The sequence below is a fragment of the Acinetobacter sp. GN11 genome (assembly GCF_054823985.1).
The window spans coordinates 1-641 of the sequence record NZ_JRVL01000303.1 but is presented as its reverse complement, the minus strand read 5'-3'; the positions used below and the strand labels follow the sequence as shown (position 1 = coordinate 641).

The 641-nt window shown below is 29.5% G+C and carries 2 protein-coding genes; both read left to right on the top strand.

Annotated features, from left to right (window positions below; genetic code table 11):
• Positions 1 to 136: 136 nt before the first annotated feature.
• A complete protein-coding gene (locus NL42_RS18595) occupies positions 137 to 319 on the top strand; it encodes a hypothetical protein (protein ID WP_016138181.1) in 183 nt (60 codons plus the stop codon).
• Between the two features lie 111 nt (positions 320 to 430).
• The coding region (locus NL42_RS18590) for a hypothetical protein (protein ID WP_461313875.1) at positions 431 to 641 on the top strand (211 nt) is incomplete at its 3' end.

Sequence of the window (641 nt, the reverse complement as noted above, 5' to 3'; positions counted from 1 at the left end):
ATTTAAGTGAAATATCAACTAATTTAATGAGGGTAATTAAACTAGAAGTGTAGCTTATCTAACAAATTTATATAAAAATGTGATGCATTTCACATAAAAGGCACTATAATACGAAAAAATCTTAGTTTTTAAGTTTATGTTAAAAGTCACAGCTGCATTAATTATTTTGGGTAGTTTTACATACTATGTACTTTTTCATGGTGAAGAGAAGAGCGAGTCTAAAACCTCTCGTCTGCTGAAAGAAGCAGAGCAATCGATTGCTTCTGCTGAAACCTCTGTAAACAAGGCAAATAGTATCGTAGCCATATCTTATAAATAGCCACGATTACTTAGCTTAACTGTTTTATATTATCCATCAAAATATTGTTTTATCTAAGTTTTATTAAATTTTAGGTAAAAGACTGTATGTATAGAGACAAAATTCATGAGAATGAAGTTTATCGCCTATGATCCCAATTCTGGGGAAAAAGTAAGCTTAAAAGAGCATATCCATCACATGGATAAATACACCACTTATATCTTTTTTAGCGATGAAAAAGATAATATGGTATTTAATCCACAGAAAAAGCAAGTTTTTGAAATTACTCAATATACAGCGAATATGATGGTTGAAATTTCAAGAAAGCTATATTATCTGATTG